This window comes from Rhodoferax mekongensis (assembly GCF_032191775.1).
GTDB classification, from domain to species: Bacteria; Pseudomonadota; Gammaproteobacteria; order Burkholderiales; family Burkholderiaceae_C; genus Allorhodoferax; species Allorhodoferax mekongensis.
The window spans coordinates 1,256,418-1,269,417 of sequence record NZ_CP132507.1; the positions used below are offsets into that span (position 1 = coordinate 1,256,418).

At 59.1% G+C, this 13,000-nt stretch carries 23 protein-coding genes; 10 read left to right on the forward strand and 13 right to left on the reverse strand.

Annotated features, from left to right (window positions below):
- The first annotated feature begins 65 nt into the window (after window positions 1–65).
- The 5 genes from pyrR (at window position 66) to RAN89_RS05950 (ending at window position 4,875) form a co-directional block, all read left to right on the forward strand.
- Entirely contained in the window at window positions 66–563 is a 498-nt protein-coding gene (gene pyrR / locus RAN89_RS05930; protein WP_313868687.1) for a bifunctional pyr operon transcriptional regulator/uracil phosphoribosyltransferase PyrR, read from the forward strand.
- 2 nt (window positions 564–565) lie between these two features.
- On the forward strand, window positions 566–1,528 hold the full coding sequence (locus RAN89_RS05935; protein ID WP_087496363.1) for an aspartate carbamoyltransferase catalytic subunit: 963 nt from the start codon (window positions 566–568) through the stop codon (window positions 1,526–1,528).
- Between the two features lie 25 nt (window positions 1,529–1,553).
- Entirely contained in the window at window positions 1,554–2,849 is a 1,296-nt protein-coding gene (locus RAN89_RS05940) for a dihydroorotase (RefSeq protein WP_313868688.1), read from the forward strand.
- 22 nt (window positions 2,850–2,871) lie between these two features.
- Window positions 2,872–3,606: a lysophospholipid acyltransferase family protein gene (locus RAN89_RS05945; protein ID WP_313868689.1), complete on the forward strand. Its 735-nt coding sequence runs from the start codon at window positions 2,872–2,874 to the stop codon at window positions 3,604–3,606.
- A gap of 243 nt (window positions 3,607–3,849) precedes the next feature.
- Window positions 3,850–4,875, forward strand: coding sequence for a tyrosine-type recombinase/integrase (locus RAN89_RS05950; RefSeq protein WP_313868690.1), 1,026 nt, complete (start codon window positions 3,850–3,852; stop codon window positions 4,873–4,875).
- Here RAN89_RS05950 and RAN89_RS05955 read toward each other — a convergent pair.
- From RAN89_RS05955 to RAN89_RS06015, 13 genes are all read right to left on the reverse strand, one after another.
- Window positions 4,817–5,044: a hypothetical protein gene (locus RAN89_RS05955; protein ID WP_313868691.1), complete on the reverse strand. Its 228-nt coding sequence runs from the start codon at window positions 5,042–5,044 to the stop codon at window positions 4,817–4,819. The genes RAN89_RS05950 and RAN89_RS05955 overlap by 59 nt on opposite strands.
- Window positions 5,045–5,102: 58 nt before the next feature.
- Window positions 5,103–5,492 (reverse strand): hypothetical protein, encoded by a 390-nt coding sequence (locus RAN89_RS05960; protein ID WP_313868692.1) that lies wholly within the window; start codon window positions 5,490–5,492, stop codon window positions 5,103–5,105.
- Window positions 5,485–6,327 carry a recombination-associated protein RdgC gene (locus RAN89_RS05965; protein WP_313868693.1) on the reverse strand — a complete coding sequence of 281 codons (843 nt, stop codon included), beginning with the start codon at window positions 6,325–6,327 and terminating at the stop codon, window positions 5,485–5,487. The genes RAN89_RS05960 and RAN89_RS05965 overlap by 8 nt, the downstream gene beginning before the upstream one ends.
- Before the next feature lie 52 nt (window positions 6,328–6,379).
- Entirely contained in the window at window positions 6,380–6,826 is a 447-nt protein-coding gene (locus RAN89_RS05970; protein ID WP_313868694.1) for a hypothetical protein, read from the reverse strand.
- An 11-nt stretch (window positions 6,827–6,837) separates the two neighbouring features.
- Window positions 6,838–7,068 (reverse strand): hypothetical protein, encoded by a 231-nt coding sequence (locus RAN89_RS05975; RefSeq protein ID WP_313868695.1) that lies wholly within the window; start codon window positions 7,066–7,068, stop codon window positions 6,838–6,840.
- 10 nt (window positions 7,069–7,078) lie between these two features.
- Complete coding sequence (gene ssb / locus RAN89_RS05980; protein WP_313868696.1) at window positions 7,079–7,600, reverse strand: single-stranded DNA-binding protein; 522 nt, start codon at window positions 7,598–7,600, stop codon at window positions 7,079–7,081.
- Between the two features lie 3 nt (window positions 7,601–7,603).
- The gene (locus RAN89_RS05985; RefSeq protein ID WP_313868697.1) at window positions 7,604–7,906 is read right to left on the reverse strand and encodes a MazG-like family protein; all 303 of its coding nucleotides are present in this window, start codon (window positions 7,904–7,906) and stop codon (window positions 7,604–7,606) included.
- The gene (locus RAN89_RS05990; RefSeq protein WP_313868698.1) at window positions 7,903–8,121 is read right to left on the reverse strand and encodes a hypothetical protein; all 219 of its coding nucleotides are present in this window, start codon (window positions 8,119–8,121) and stop codon (window positions 7,903–7,905) included. The genes RAN89_RS05985 and RAN89_RS05990 overlap by 4 nt, the downstream gene beginning before the upstream one ends.
- 18 nt (window positions 8,122–8,139) lie before the next feature.
- The gene (locus tag RAN89_RS05995) at window positions 8,140–8,946 is read right to left on the reverse strand and encodes a hypothetical protein (protein WP_313868699.1); all 807 of its coding nucleotides are present in this window, start codon (window positions 8,944–8,946) and stop codon (window positions 8,140–8,142) included.
- An 8-nt stretch (window positions 8,947–8,954) separates the two neighbouring features.
- Window positions 8,955–9,560 (reverse strand): hypothetical protein, encoded by a 606-nt coding sequence (locus tag RAN89_RS06000; RefSeq protein ID WP_313868700.1) that lies wholly within the window; start codon window positions 9,558–9,560, stop codon window positions 8,955–8,957.
- Window positions 9,557–10,546, reverse strand: a complete 990-nt coding sequence (locus RAN89_RS06005) for a recombinase RecT (RefSeq protein WP_313868701.1) — start codon at window positions 10,544–10,546, stop codon at window positions 9,557–9,559. The genes RAN89_RS06000 and RAN89_RS06005 overlap by 4 nt, the downstream gene beginning before the upstream one ends.
- Before the next feature lie 148 nt (window positions 10,547–10,694).
- Window positions 10,695–10,988 carry a hypothetical protein gene (locus RAN89_RS06010; RefSeq protein WP_313868702.1) on the reverse strand — a complete coding sequence of 98 codons (294 nt, stop codon included), beginning with the start codon at window positions 10,986–10,988 and terminating at the stop codon, window positions 10,695–10,697.
- A 17-nt stretch (window positions 10,989–11,005) separates the two neighbouring features.
- Window positions 11,006–11,686 (reverse strand): LexA family transcriptional regulator, encoded by a 681-nt coding sequence (locus RAN89_RS06015; protein WP_313868703.1) that lies wholly within the window; start codon window positions 11,684–11,686, stop codon window positions 11,006–11,008.
- Between the two features lie 72 nt (window positions 11,687–11,758).
- Here RAN89_RS06015 and RAN89_RS06020 point away from each other — a divergent pair, with 72 nt between their 5' ends.
- Genes RAN89_RS06020 through RAN89_RS06040 form a run of 5 tightly spaced genes read left to right on the forward strand, consistent with a single transcriptional unit; the run spans window position 11,759 to window position 12,997 of the window.
- Window positions 11,759–12,010, forward strand: coding sequence for a hypothetical protein (locus RAN89_RS06020; RefSeq protein ID WP_313868704.1), 252 nt, complete (start codon window positions 11,759–11,761; stop codon window positions 12,008–12,010).
- Entirely contained in the window at window positions 12,003–12,212 is a 210-nt protein-coding gene (locus tag RAN89_RS06025; protein WP_313868705.1) for a hypothetical protein, read from the forward strand. Before RAN89_RS06020 ends, RAN89_RS06025 begins: the two co-directional genes overlap by 8 nt.
- A gap of 43 nt (window positions 12,213–12,255) precedes the next feature.
- Window positions 12,256–12,507: a winged helix-turn-helix domain-containing protein gene (locus tag RAN89_RS06030; RefSeq protein WP_313868706.1), complete on the forward strand. Its 252-nt coding sequence runs from the start codon at window positions 12,256–12,258 to the stop codon at window positions 12,505–12,507.
- 32 nt (window positions 12,508–12,539) lie between these two features.
- The gene (locus RAN89_RS06035) at window positions 12,540–12,674 is read left to right on the forward strand and encodes a hypothetical protein (protein WP_313868707.1); all 135 of its coding nucleotides are present in this window, start codon (window positions 12,540–12,542) and stop codon (window positions 12,672–12,674) included.
- A complete protein-coding gene (locus tag RAN89_RS06040; protein WP_313868708.1) occupies window positions 12,671–12,997 on the forward strand; it encodes a hypothetical protein in 327 nt (108 codons plus the stop codon). The genes RAN89_RS06035 and RAN89_RS06040 overlap by 4 nt, the downstream gene beginning before the upstream one ends.
- Window positions 12,998–13,000 lie beyond the last annotated feature (3 nt).

A 13,000-nucleotide genomic window follows, 5' to 3' on the forward strand; every position in this document is an offset into this window, starting at 1 on the left:
GCCGCCGGGCCGTCCCAAGGCGTGAGCGCCCCCTCGGGGGCAGCGAAGCACGCGTTGCGACGAGCGTGGGGGCCTTGTTGCTAGATGCAGAGGCGCTGTACCGCGAACTCCTGCGCGGCGTACAGCAGTTGTGCAATGCAGACACCCGATTGGTGGGCATCACCTCGGGCGGCGCTTGGCTGGCCGAGCGCCTGCAGGCGGACCTGAAGCTCGCGGGCAAGCATGGCACGATTTCGTCGGCCATGCACCGAGATGACTTCGCCAAACGGGGCCTGTCTTCCGGTGGCCAGACCCAGTTGCCCTTTGATGTGAATGGCGCGGACATTCTGGTGCTGGACGACGTGCTCTACACCGGCCGCACCATCCGCGCGGTGATTAACGAACTGTTTGACTACGGCCGCCCCGCCCAAGTGCGCTTGGCGGTGCTGGTAGACCGCGGCGGGCGCCAGTTGCCCATCCAGGCCGAATTCGCGGCCGCGCGGGTCAGTCTGGCGGCAGACCAATCGCTGGCTCTCGCGCGCAGCGCTGAGGGTGTGTTTTCTTTTGATGTGCAGGAGGCCTGAGCATGTTGTACAAGCGCAATCCGCAACTCAATAAACACGGCGAGCTGATCCACCTGCTGTCCACCGAAGGGCTGCCCAAAAACATCCTCACCCACATTCTGGACACCGCCACCAACTTCGTGTCGCTCAACGACCGCGAAGTTAAAAAAGTGCCCTTGCTGCGCGGCAAAAGTGTGTTCAACCTGTTTTTTGAGAACAGCACCCGCACCCGCACCACCTTCGAGATTGCCGCCACCCGCCTGAGCGCGGACGTCATCAACCTCGACATTGCGCGGTCCAGTGCCAGCAAGGGGGAGTCGCTGCTGGACACCATTGCCAACCTGAGCGCCATGGCCGCCGACATGTTTGTGGTGCGCCACAGCGAGTCCGGCGCGCCCTATCTGATTGCCCAGCACGTCGCACCCCATGTGCACGTCATCAACGCAGGCGATGGTCGCCATGCCCACCCCACCCAGGGTCTGCTGGACATGTTCACCATCCGGCACTACAAAAAAGACTTTTCGAACCTCACGGTCGCCATCGTGGGTGACGTGTTGCACTCCCGGGTGGCGCGTTCAGACATCCATGCGCTGACCACTCTGGGCTGTGCCGAGGTGCGCGTGGTAGGCCCCAAAACGCTGGTGCCATCCGACATGGCGCAAATGGGCGTGCGGGTATGCCACACCTTGGAAGAGGGCATCAAGGACTGCGATGTCATCATCATGCTGCGCCTGCAAAACGAGCGCATGAGCGGCGCGCTGTTGCCGTCCATGCACGAATTCTTCAAGAGTTTCGGCCTCACGCCTGAAAAGCTGCAACTCGCCAAGCCCGACGCCATCGTCATGCATCCCGGCCCCATCAACCGCGGGGTGGAAATTGACTCAGCAGTGGTGGACGGGGCACAGGCCGTGATCCTGCCGCAGGTGACCTTCGGTATCGCTGTGCGTATGGCGGTCATGAGCATCGTCGCGGGCAACGAGGCCTGAGGCCCCAGATTCAAGGACTGAAGCAATGCAAATTTTGATCCAAGGCGGCCGCGTTATTGACCCTGCCAGCGGCACCGACACCGTGGCCGATGTGGCCATTTCCAGCGGCCGCATTCTGGCCATTGGCACAGCGCCCGCCGGTTTTGCCCCGCAAACCACCCTCAACGCCCAAGGCTGCGTCGTCGCGCCGGGCCTAGTCGATTTGTCCGTGCGCCTGCGCGAACCCGGCCACGAGCACGAAGGTATGCTGGCCAGCGAAATGGCCGCTGCGGTGGCTGGTGGCGTCACCAGCGTGGTGTGCCCTCCCGATACCGAACCCGTGCTGGACGAAGCCGGTCTGGTCGAAATGTTGCGCTACCGCGCCGAGCGTCTGCACCAGGCCCGCGTGTTCCCGCTGGGGGCGCTCACCCGCAATCTGCAGGGGGAAGTGCTCACCGAAATGCTGCAGCTCACCCAAGCTGGCTGCGTGGCCTTCAGCCAGGCCGAAGTGCCCTTGCTCAACACCCAGGTCACCCAGCGTGCCCTGCAGTACGCCAGCACCTTCGGCTACACCGTGTGGCTGCGTCCGCAAGAGGCTTACCTCGGCAAGGGCGTGGCTGCCAGCGGCCCCTTGGCTACCCGCATGGGCCTCTCCGGCGTGCCGGTGGCTGCTGAAACCATTGCCTTGCACACCATCTTTGAGCTGGTGCGCGCCACCAAGGCCCGCGTGCACCTGTGCCGCATCAGCAGCGCTGCCGGTGTGGAGCTGGTGCGCCAGGCCAAGGCCGAAGGCCTGCCTGTGACCTGCGATGTGAGCATCAACTCCCTGCACTTGACCGATGTGGACATTGGCTATTTTGACAGCCGTATGCGCCTGAACCCGCCCTTGCGTCAGCAGCGCGACCGCGATGCCCTTCGCGCCGCCCTGGCCGACGGCACCATTGATGCGCTGGTCTCCGACCACAACCCGGTCAGTGCCGACGAAAAAACACTGCCCTTTGCCGAAGCCGAACCCGGCGCCACCGGTCTGGAGCTGCTGCTGAGCCTGGCCCTCAAGTGGGCGCAGGAGAGCGGCTTGGGCGTGGCGGAAGCGGTAGCCACCGTCACCAGCCGTTCAGCTCTGGTGTTGGGTGGTGCTTTGGGTACTTTTGCCGCCAGCGCAGGCCGCCTCACAGCAGGCGGCGCGGCTGACATTTGCGTGTTCGACCCCGCCGCCCACTGGGTGGTCGAGCCATCCGCACTCGTCAGCCAGGGGCAGCACACGCCGTTCGGCGGCTACGAGCTGCCCGGCCGCGTCAAAGCCACGCTGGTTGGCGGCCGCGTGGCCTACACCGCAGCCTGAAGCCGGACCGGGCCACAAACGCATGCGCCAACTCAAAGCCCTCTGGCGAATCAGCCGGGTACTCCTGCACGTGTTGGCAGGCGCGTGGCGCATTCGCATGGTGTTTCCCCGGCTGTCGCAGCCGGAGCGTGATGCAGAGGTTCAGGCCTGGGCGCACGCCATGCTTGCGCGGCTAGCTATCAAATTAGTAGTAAACGGAACTCCACCCACCGGCGGCCCGGTGCTGCTGGCGGCTAACCATATCTCCTGGCTGGATATCGTGGTCATCCACGCCGCGCGGCATTGCCGTTTTATCTCCAAGGCCGATATTCAGCATTGGCCCGTGGTGGGCACGCTGGCGACCGGCGCCGGCACGCTGTATATCGAGCGCGAATCCCGCCGCGACGCCATGCGCGTGGTGCACCACATGGCAGAGCGCTTGAGCTTGGGCGAGGTGCTGGCCGTGTTCCCCGAGGGCACCACCGGCGACGGCACCCATGTGCTGCCCTTCCACGCCAACCTGTTGCAAGCCGCCATCGCAGTGAATGCGCCCATCCAGCCGGTGGCCCTGCAGTTTGCCGATGCGCAGGGCCAGCAAAGCTTTGCCCCTTGCTATATCGGCGAAGACACGCTGCTCGGCTCCCTGTGGCGCACGCTGTGCAGCGATGGCATTCAGGCAGTGGTGACCTTTGGAGCCCCGCAATCCGCCGAGGGGCGTGACCGCAGGACGTGGGCGGCCGCGGTGCGGGAAGACATCATCGCGCTGCGTCAGCGCTGATTTGCTCACTTTTTCATAGCTGCTTGCGCATATTCCATGTGCGCCAGAGCTTGATCCGACGTAAAAGTGGCTGGTGCCTCCGACAGGAATCGAACCTGTATCTGCCCCTTAGGAGGGGGCCGTTCTATCCATTGAACTACGGGGACTGGTGGCGATTATAGGGGTTTAGCCACTGCTAAACGCTTCAACGGTAGCATTCGGTAAACCAACCAAGTGAGTCGGTTGGTGAGTCGAAGGTGAGTCGTGGCGTCTGTATCGAAAATCAATGGCAAGTGGCGAGCCCTAATCCGCCGCAAAGGATACCCGCAAAAGTCGAAGTGGTTTGACACCAAGGCGGCTGCGTTTGCGTGGTCATCCAAGATCGAGGCCCTGATGGATGCCGGGAAGCTGGAGTCCACCGAGCAGGGCGCCGAGACGATTGGCCAGCTGGTCATCAAGTACCGCCGGCTGCGCGGATCTACCCGGCCCATCTCCGACTCATCCACGGAGCACTACACCCTCAAGATGCTGGAGCGCATGCTCGGGCATGAAGTTGCCTCCACCTTAACCGTGGACAGGCTGCTTGGCTGGGCGCAGGAACGCCGCGATGATGGAGCCGGCCCCTATACCATCAACTGCGACCTCTCGAAGCTGGGAACCGTGTTTCGCTACGCCGGCACAGGATTGCCGGATGTGATCGGGGCAGCCCGACCAAAGCTCTCCTACCTCGGGTTGATTGGGGGTGGCGGCATGCGCGAGCGCCGGGCCACCGAGGATGAGATGACGCGCATCCTGAGTTGGCTGGCTGAGAACAAGGGTCAGATCTACTCGGACGCAACCCTGTTCGCCTGCATCACGGCGATGCGGCAGGGCGAAGTGTGCAGGATCCTCAAGGCCGACATCGACTACCAGAAGAAGATGGTGCTGATCAGAGACAGGAAGGATCCGAGAAAGAAGGAGGGCAACGACCAGTGGATCCCGCTGCTGGGAGACTCATGGAATCTGGCGCTGCGTCAGGTGCATGATGATGAGCGGATCTTCCCACTGGAGCCCCGGACCTTGAGTAAGTATTTCACCGAGGCGGTGAGGGCTCTATCCATTCCGGATCTGCACTTCCATGACACCCGGCACGATGGGGTGAGCAAGATGTTTGAAGAGGGCTACTCGATTGAACAAGTAGCCCTCGTCTCGGGTCACAAGGATTGGCGCCATCTGCGCCGTTACACACAGCTCAAGCCGGAGTCGCTGCACGCTCTCGGCAAAGGTCAAGATAAGCCGCCACATCCCTGAAGTCGGCATAGCGCTTGCCGGCATCCATGTAGGTCGGCACCTCGAACTCCTCCTTGGCGATCTTGTTGAAGATGGTTTGCTTGGCCATCCCAAGCGACTCACCAAGCTGATCCATGGTCAGCCTGAGCCCGTACTTTTCAACAAGGAATGCTTGGGTTATCAGGCTCACACATCCTCCGGCCCAATGGGCTTCTTGTCATTGCCGTCTTCCGGCCACCATGGGGCGCTCATTTCAAAAGCTCCTCATTGCGCATGGCCTGCTGATACTCGCTCCTCCAGTTTGATGGCAGGACGCCAGTTCGCACTAGGTAAGCAAGCACCTCCTTCTCATCGAATACCTTGAACGGCACACCCCACTGGATGTTGCTGAGGTTTGACGAGATCTTGCGTATGTGCAACTTTGTAGTTGGCCGAGACACCCACGCAGGCTTCTTCATCGCAGATGGCTTTGGCCACTTGAATGGCTTTCCGCCGCGAGAGTTGGAGAGCGCAATCTCGTACCACCAGACCCCATCCCAATACCGCAGAGTCAGGTAGTTGGACTTGTTGCGCCGGGTCATGTAGACATCTGGCTTTGGAGGGGTTGCCTCCATCCACTTGTAATCTACCTTACTCATACAGTGGCATCTCCCCACCAAGCTCCACCTTCAACGCAAAGATCAGCGCATCCAGTTCGGATGTTGTGATGAAGACCTCAGAGTCAAACACATCATCCTGATTGCCGGCAGCCTTGTCCTGAAACACCACATCCAAAAATGTGATGCCCTTAAGCTGCATGTTTTCCGTCAGTGTGAATGACACACGATCACCGAATGTGAGCGCCAGCTTGGTCGGCAACTTGCCTGCCTTGATGTGATCCATCACCTCGGGCGTGTCGAGCGGGTGATTCTTATAGCGCACCACAGCCTTGGTTTCATCCTGAGCTTTCAGCTCGCATGCGCGCTCAATAGAGAAAAGCACTCCGCCCTCACCGCTTCCAAGCCACCCTGTCATCAAAGATGCCGGGGTCTTGAAGGTGCTCATCTGCATGATCGAAAGATCTTCAGAGTCACCGATAAGGCGATACGTCACATCATCAATCACAGACTGGCTGGTTGAGTCGATGACTATGTAGCCGGCGCTGCGATTGATCCACACATACACCTTCTTGCGGGATGTGAATGCCATTGGCAAGAGAGACAGGCGAGCATCCTCCATGATCTCCCGGCGCTCCTTCTTGCCCGGCTTGCGGCCGGTGCTCTGCTCAATGGCCTTGCACTGCTCATCGACCTTGCGCTTGATGGCCTCGCCGGGCACGCGCTTTGTCTCAATCATCAAGCACAGGATCTTGTGGTCGAAGGTGGCGCCACGCAGAACGGCAATCAGCGGGTCGTGCTGCTGCCCACGTGGGGGCACCCAGCCAACCGACTTCTCCTGTGTTGCTCCGCACTCAATGAAGGCGGACTTTTGCAACGAGTCATCCGTGATCGAGAGGTCGTTGCCGGTGTACTTGAGAATGGTCGCGTTACTGAACATCGCTAACCTCCTTCGCCTTCAGGCCACGGGCGCGCAGGATGGCGTCTTCAATGAACGCCAGCTGACGGCCAGACATGTTTTGGCCATACTCATCACGCAGGCTTTCCAGCGCCTTCACTGCGATCTCGCGCTGCGCCACGCCGACACCCACGATGGTGGCCACCGGGGCGTATGCGAGCTTTTCGTTGTCGATGCCTTCACACGCTTGCAGGCACACCACCACGCGCTCGGCCAGCTCGGGATTGGCTATCACGCCCACCAAGATTGCAGAGGCGCCAGCATCATCTTCACGCAGGTTTGCGTAGATGCGGCCGCGCTCTTGCTCGTCGTGCTTTGCCTTTGTTTCGGCTGGCCAGTTCTTGTTGTTTTCGGTGATGAACAGACGGCCAACTGACAGGCTTTGCTCTGTAACTTCCACGGTCTTTTGTTCGTTCATGTTGCTCTCGCCTAGCAGGCGACTCCTATGCTTTTAATGTTCAGGTGGTCATCAGCTCCAGCTCTCACGGGTTGGTGCTTTGGCGGCACGTAATGCGGCAGCTCTTTGATGCTGATGGTGTTTGGAAGCGCCTCATCCGGGTGGCGCTGTCTCGGCTCATACTTGCCGGCCCCAATGCTCTTGCGTTGCGTTGCACTGAGGCCGACCATGGGAACCAAAAACTTCGGGTTCTTTTTGCTCATCTACCTTGGATCAATATGGGATGTCGTCGTCCATGTCATCGAAGCCGCTGGATGGGCGAGCTGGCGCTTGGCGTGCCGGCTGCTGCGCGCCGCGAGGTGCTTGACCACCGCGCTGTGGTGGCGCCTGACGCTGCTGCTGGCCGCGCCCTTGGGGTTGCTGGCCACCTTGATCCTGACCTTGCCCTTGATCCTGACGATCACGACTTCCAAGCATCTTCATCTCGGTAGCCACGATGTCGCAGGTATTCTTTTCCACGCCGCTGTTGTCGGTGTACTTGCCGTACTTCAGGCGACCTTCAATGTAGATCGGGTCGCCCTTCTTGACGTAATCGCCAACGATCTCAGCCAGCTTTTCGTAGAAAGTGATGCGGTGCCATTGGGTATCTTCAATGGTGTCGCCTGTCTGCCGATCTTTGCGACGGCTGGTGGTTGCCAAGCTGACGTTGGCCACGGCTTGCCCGGAAGGCAGGTAGCGGACTTCGGGATCTCGGCCGCAGTTGCCGATCAGAATTACTTTATTCACAGACGCCACTTATCACTCCTTCACAAATGTGCCATCAGGCATCAGGGTTCCCTTGCGATCCTTGATCTCGTTGTAAGCAAGATCAAGGCAGCTCACCAGATCAATGTCCTTCAGGGCGCAGTAGTTGATGAGGCAGACAACCACATCGCCGACACCATCCTTGATGCCGTCCATGTTCTTCTGACTCTCTGCCTTAAATAATTCAGCCAGCTCTTCAAGTGCCTTGTTGAGCTGCGCTTGAGGGGCTGCATTAGGGATGATCTTGCGAGCTTCTGCCCACTGGATCACCTTGATTTCAAGTTCTGAATAGCTCATTGCTGAGTGCCCTCCACAAACAGGTCTTGGTTCGCGTTGGCGCCAATGACCTCGACCTTCACGCCAGCGCCGACAAGTTCAGCGATGTCGTGCCCGGAGGCCACCTCGACCTTGATCTCGTCACGCGCGACATGCGCGATCACCGAGGACTTGATGCCTGCGTCGATCAGGCGCACACCCTTGGGTGTGGTTGCTTTGTAGATACGTGTTGCCATGGTGGTTCCTTTCAGGAGTTAAGCAGCGCGGGCGGCAATAGACTGCGCTGCGATTGCACGGACGCCGGGGTACAAAGGACCGGCCTTTTTGAATGCACGGGCTTGAGCGCCCAAGAACTTTTCGTCGGCTGCGATGCACTCCAGAGGAGCCTTGCCTTCGGCCACAGCCTTCACCAGATCCAGCAGGCTGTCCACTTGAGCGGAGTAGGTGACGCGAGTGCTGATGCCAGAGACGCGAGCTGGTGCTTGCACAGCGGGCGCAGATGTCACCACCTCGGCTGCCAGCTGCAGGCTCTGGGCTTGCTCTGTCATGGCGGCCGCCTGCTCGGCAACGGCTGCGGCTGCGGCTTCGTCGCCAGACTCGGCTGCGGCCTTGGCATCGCTCTCCAGCTTGGCCGCTGCCTGCCGAGCTTCTTCTGCCTTGCGGGCAATCTCAGCGGCTTCCGCAGCGGCCTTTGCATCCGCCAAGCGCTTGGCTTCCCGGGCGATCTCCAGCTGCTTGGTTTGGTAGGTGCTGATGGCGCCCTTCAGAACCGTCTCGGCCTGTGCCAAGAAGTTGGCCGGCACCTTGTATTCGTCGTTAATGCGCTTGACCTCATCGTTCAATGGCTTAACCTTGGACACGCGCTCGGCCTCCACCATCTTCTGCAGGCCCTTGATATTCATCAGGTCGCCCGATGCGAGTGTCAGCATGTTGTCGCTGTCGATCACGTAGTCTTTGGCGTCAGTCAGTGCGCCCTCGGATGTCTTGACGTGGTCGACCACGCTGGTGATGTCGAACTCGACGGTGCCCTTGAGCTTCTTTTCTTCAGTTGCTGCGGTCATGGTTTCTCCTAAAAAGTCGGGGTGATGTTGTGGTGCGAGCACCAGTTGCGAAGGGTCAGCAAAGAACAGAACACCGGCCAGTCATTGCGGTCTATGTAGTTCTTCGCCACGTAGGTGCCATCAGGCTTGAGCTGCACACCAATGCGGTCACACACTGGCGGCACCCCGGGGATGGCGTTCTTGTAGGCGGCGAGCTGCGGTCCAACCGCCGGGCTCATGGTTCCGCTCACACTCTTGATGTCCACCACGGCTGCGCGACCCTTGACCTTGCCGTAGCGGTCAGGGGTTCCTGCGTAGTTCAGGGCAGAGTGATAGACCAGCTGCTCGACCACTTCCCACTCGCACTGGTAGTCGGCGGTGAACTTGCGCCATGCGATCAGGTATGGACGCAAGGCCGGATCCAGAGATCCCTCATCCAGCTCGCCAAGGTCATCCAGCTCGCACGCCTTGTGGACTGCGCGGCCGAACTTGCTTGCGGACTCCAGCACTTCCGTCTTGACCATGGAGAAGTCAGTCAGCGGCTTGAGGATCGATGTCACGCCGGGCACGATGTTTCCATTGAGGCGGTAGATGTGCGCCTCTTCATCGAAGATGATGTCTTGTGCGGTGTTCACTTGAGCACGTCCTTCAATGCGATGAACTCATCGGCCGTCAGGCTGTCCAAGGTTTCAGACACATCCAGACCGGCGATCTCCCGGGCATAGGCCACGCTCCACTGCTTGCGCTCCAGCTTGCGGGTGATGAACATACGCTCACCTTCGGAGCACAGGTTGGACTGGGTCGGCTTTTGCTTGGGCTCCACATCAGTCACACCCTCTGGCGCAGGACGCTTGCGCGCCTCTGGCATGGCAACGTCAGGCTTGCGCCCCACTGGCTGCTTGGGCTCTTGCTGAGGAGTGAACTCAATGCCCTCGTCAGCCTCGGTGTTGAGGTGATGGATGGCGCGATCCAACTGCGCGGACTTTGGCCAAGTCTTTGAGGCTTGCTTGATGACAGTCTTCTTGACCATCTCTTCCTCGTCAGTGACCCATGGGCACTTCTTGGAGTTGTCGGCCAGATAAGACTTAAAAGCCTCAGAGCGATCACGAATGGAGAACACCTTGGCAGCAGACATGGTGTGCGTCAGGTAGTCGCCGTCAGCGGTCTTGACCACCACGTAGGTTCCACGCAGGTTGGTGCGGCCATCATCAAATGGGTCACACTCATGGATAGGGGGCGTGTTGAAGCCTGTGCGCTTGAAGACATCGCCCTCGTAGACAACCTCGGCCTGACCCCAGCGAATCGCACCACCAGCAATGGCCATGTCGAGCAGGCCCATGTAGCTGATGTCCAAGCAGATCTTGCCCTTGCGTGGGACCAAGTAAGCCTGCTTGCGAGCCGGGTTCAGGGAGATGCCGATGGAGCTGACGTTGAGCACAGAGTCGTGCAGCGCCTGCATGTTGCCCATCACAATTTTCTGCAGGTAGTTGTTGGCGCCAATGATCTGCAGCGCGAACTCAGCCTCTCGGGCAAAGACAATGTTGCTGTCAACGCTGAGTGTTTCAAAGCGCGGCTGCAGCGCCATGATCTCCCGCTCGATAACCTGAAGGTTGTTGGACATCTGTTTCTCGGTTGTTTAACGAATGCCTGCAGTTTAGCAAACGTAAAACAACTTGTCGAGAACTTTTTTCACTATTTGCTTAACAAGAAAACAACAGTCGAAAAAAAGCCCACGCTTGGTGGGCTCTTATGCAAATCAATTTACCGGGTCAGGGTGGCGGATCTGGTGCGTAGCTTGCCCTGTCATTCGGGCACTGCATGCTGGTGCTCTTGTACTCAGTGTCGCGCCACACGAAGCACGTCTGCCGCTCGGTCATTCCCTTGATGCTGGTCACGGGTATGTCAACCACACCCATTTGCCCGCCTGACATCTGGATCCAAGACTCGCCGGCCGGCCTGACGGCTGCTGGCTTGCTCTGCGTTTTGCGCTCCTGCTCTCTTGCATGCACGATTGATAGGATCAAGGTGCCAGCAGCAACTAGGGCAGCCGCTACAAACATCATGGTGAACACTGGTTTGCTCAACCCCCGCGCCATATCTTCCTCCCAATAATGTGGATCTGCTCTGCCTCACTGGGAGACAGGGACTCGGGCTGGTAGCGCGGGTTGTCCGACTTGATGATGATGCCGCCATCGAATCGCTTGCCTATGCGCTTGATCCTCAGCTCGTCGCCGTAGCGGATCGCGTACACCTCGTTGTCAACCAGATCCCTTTGCCCAATATCAATAAGCACGGAGTCGCCGTCATAGAGGTATCCCTCCATGGAGTCTCCTGAGACTTCGCAGACTCTCAGGTTGTCCCTGCTAGTCACGTTCTTTTTTTTCAGCCAGTCAGCCCTAAAGGCCAGCGGTGGTAAATCCATCTCTCCCTCACTGATGGCCCCCGAGCCTGCTGATAGTTGTATGGCCACCCGGGGGACGATTGCGAATACGCCCTCCGGCAAATCGTCGGGGCTCTCCCATACCTCAACACTTCGCACCTCAGACTCTGCTGAGGAATCCATGAATCCATCCGGCAGCCTCAGCTTCTTTTCTAGGGCTCGCGCAGACTTTTCTCCGAATCTGAAGCCCTCGGTTAGTAGCTGAGTGAGATAGCTGCGACTTATGCCCAGCTTATTTGCGAAGTCACTTCGACTTAGCTTGCTCTTTTTCAGCTGTTCAGCGAGGTGCTTGCGTCGTATTTCGATGGTTGGTTCAGTCATGTTAGCAGTTTATTAAACCCCCGTGAAGCGTATGCTTTGCATCTTTGTTCGACATCTGCTAAATTCAGCGATATGAAAACACTGAAGCAATGGCTGGATGAAGAGGTTGGCCGCTCTAAAGATCTTGCTGCTCACTTGTGCGTAAGCGTCTCCACGCTGAGTCAGGTGAAAAACAAGCACCGCCCCATTCCCCAAGACTGGATGCCCTACATCGAAGAGTTCACCAGTGGTGAGCTGACCGTCGCAGGCATGGTCGAGATGCAGGCCAAGGGCAAGCTGCAGGCGCGCAAACGTCGCGCCAAGTCGAAAGCCAAGCATGGTTGATGACACCAAGCACACGGAGGCCATCAAGGCTTTCTTCACCGAGCGTGAGTTCTTGGACATCTGCCGCATAGCTGCGCGCGAGGACCGCAAGCCGGGCGAGTTGGTGAGAGTGATTGTGCGTCGTGCCATGTACGGAACTATCGGCTCTGACAAGTCAAGTGGCAACGGGGCGAATAGGGTAGATGAGGGCAGCCATGACTAGCTACGCATTCCGCACTGAGCCAAGCGCTCGCGCAACAGACCCCATGACCAGTCACGAAGCGGCTGAGAGTGCCACAGATCTGGCGGAGCGCCACAAAAAAATGATCCTCGAAGCACTGCGTAAGCACGGTCCCATGGGTAAGGACAGCATCGCAACCCGAACTGGGCTTGATGGTGTGCAGGTAGCCCGGCGCATGAAGGAGCTTGAGACGGCTGGCCTTGCAGAGCCAACAGGCAAGCGTGTGCCAAGCGCAACGGGACGCAGCGAGCGCGAATGGCGAGCACTGGGAATGTGACGCGCGAGGGACTGATCGACCACATCGTGTGGATGAACGGCATCGATCACGAACTCGCAAAGAAGGCGCTCCGCTGGTACTCGGAAACACTGCCGCACATGAGGCTGGTTGCCGGGGTCAAGGAGCGATTGGATAAAGACTACGAATCAAAAGGGGAAGAGCAATGAACACAGCACTTGCATTTGTGAACATTCACGGTCAGGCCGTTGATGTCACGCCCGTCAAACAGAAGCGCGTCACCAAGGAGAAAGAGGCGCATCACGATGGATGGCTGGCCACAGGCGTGAGCCCTGCGGCGGTTGAGCTGGCCAAGGAAAAGGCCAAGTTTGAGAAGCGAGACTTCGATCTGCAGCACTTCCTGCGCACCGCCAAGCGCGAGAAGATCCGGACCAAGCCTTACTTCAGCTCATCATCTGCGCGCGAGGCTTGCGAGCTGGCTGAGAAGGCTGGCTGGATGAATTGCTACACCGTCGAGAAGAAGGCTGAGTAATGG

What these genes read in the sequence shown, in the direction of transcription:
- RAN89_RS05940 (WP_313868688.1), top strand. Translation starts at nt 1,554, where the DNA reads ATGCAAATTTTGATCCAAGGCGGCCGCGTTATTGACCCTGCCAGCGGC.
- RAN89_RS06015 (WP_313868703.1), bottom strand. Translation starts at nt 11,686, where the DNA reads ATGACTGAACCAACCATCGAAATACGACGCAAGCACCTCGCTGAACAG.
- RAN89_RS06005 (WP_313868701.1), bottom strand. Translation starts at nt 10,546, where the DNA reads ATGTCCAACAACCTTCAGGTTATCGAGCGGGAGATCATGGCGCTGCAG.
- RAN89_RS05935 (WP_087496363.1), top strand. Translation starts at nt 566, where the DNA reads ATGTTGTACAAGCGCAATCCGCAACTCAATAAACACGGCGAGCTGATC.
- RAN89_RS06035 (WP_313868707.1), top strand. Translation starts at nt 12,540, where the DNA reads ATGAACGGCATCGATCACGAACTCGCAAAGAAGGCGCTCCGCTGGTAC.
- RAN89_RS06030 (WP_313868706.1), top strand. Translation starts at nt 12,256, where the DNA reads ATGACCAGTCACGAAGCGGCTGAGAGTGCCACAGATCTGGCGGAGCGC.
- RAN89_RS05975 (WP_313868695.1), bottom strand. Translation starts at nt 7,068, where the DNA reads ATGAGCAAAAAGAACCCGAAGTTTTTGGTTCCCATGGTCGGCCTCAGT.
- RAN89_RS06020 (WP_313868704.1), top strand. Translation starts at nt 11,759, where the DNA reads ATGAAAACACTGAAGCAATGGCTGGATGAAGAGGTTGGCCGCTCTAAA.
- RAN89_RS05960 (WP_313868692.1), bottom strand. Translation starts at nt 5,492, where the DNA reads ATGAGTAAGGTAGATTACAAGTGGATGGAGGCAACCCCTCCAAAGCCA.
- RAN89_RS06025 (WP_313868705.1), top strand. Translation starts at nt 12,003, where the DNA reads ATGGTTGATGACACCAAGCACACGGAGGCCATCAAGGCTTTCTTCACC.
- RAN89_RS05985 (WP_313868697.1), bottom strand. Translation starts at nt 7,906, where the DNA reads ATGAGCTATTCAGAACTTGAAATCAAGGTGATCCAGTGGGCAGAAGCT.
- RAN89_RS05995 (WP_313868699.1), bottom strand. Translation starts at nt 8,946, where the DNA reads ATGACCGCAGCAACTGAAGAAAAGAAGCTCAAGGGCACCGTCGAGTTC.
- RAN89_RS06040 (WP_313868708.1), top strand. Translation starts at nt 12,671, where the DNA reads ATGAACACAGCACTTGCATTTGTGAACATTCACGGTCAGGCCGTTGAT.
- RAN89_RS05990 (WP_313868698.1), bottom strand. Translation starts at nt 8,121, where the DNA reads ATGGCAACACGTATCTACAAAGCAACCACACCCAAGGGTGTGCGCCTG.
- RAN89_RS06010 (WP_313868702.1), bottom strand. Translation starts at nt 10,988, where the DNA reads ATGATGTTTGTAGCGGCTGCCCTAGTTGCTGCTGGCACCTTGATCCTA.
- RAN89_RS05970 (WP_313868694.1), bottom strand. Translation starts at nt 6,826, where the DNA reads ATGAACGAACAAAAGACCGTGGAAGTTACAGAGCAAAGCCTGTCAGTT.
- RAN89_RS05945 (WP_313868689.1), top strand. Translation starts at nt 2,872, where the DNA reads ATGCGCCAACTCAAAGCCCTCTGGCGAATCAGCCGGGTACTCCTGCAC.